The organism is Halorubrum sp. SP3 (assembly GCF_005435195.1).
GTDB lineage: Archaea > Halobacteriota > Halobacteria > Halobacteriales > Haloferacaceae > Halorubrum > Halorubrum sodomense.
Map to the genome: position 1 here is coordinate 1 of NZ_SGTU01000114.1, position 475 is coordinate 475.

At 53.1% G+C, this 475-nt stretch carries 1 protein-coding gene; it reads left to right on the plus strand.

The features are described from left to right. On the plus strand, positions 1–475 hold a 475-nt coding region (locus EXE42_RS18760; protein WP_158293735.1), incomplete at both ends, for a hypothetical protein.

The following is a 475-nucleotide window of genomic DNA, read 5'->3' on the forward strand; positions in this document are numbered from 1 at the left end:
AAACCGTAAACATCACCGATGAGTTAGCTGTTTGGGAACGAGCCCCGCTTCGGCCTGCGGTCGTTGATCGGAGCAACGCAGTCACGGCAGTCGACAGCCAAACGGTATTTCTAGAAACACAGAGCGAGCTCGCTGAAATCCAAACTTCACAAGAAGGAGAATTTCAGCAGGGGGCACAGGTTTCCTTCGAGTTAGCCCCACAGACTGCGGCGGATACGGCTCAGTTCTCTGGAGACGAATTCAAGGTCCTTGTTACTCGGATCGATGCGGAGCGAGATACGACAGAGGTGTTCCTTGACGCTCAAAATGTCACGGTTGAAGAAGTTGAGCGAGCGCTCGAAGACGTCGATGGGTACGACGACTTTAATCAGACTGTCCAAGATCAAAACGAGGTGCGGTTCGGGACAGTTCGTGACTTCTTCGATGGGACTGAGGAGTTCGAGCAGTTTGCCGACTCGTTCGAAGCGAACCAGAC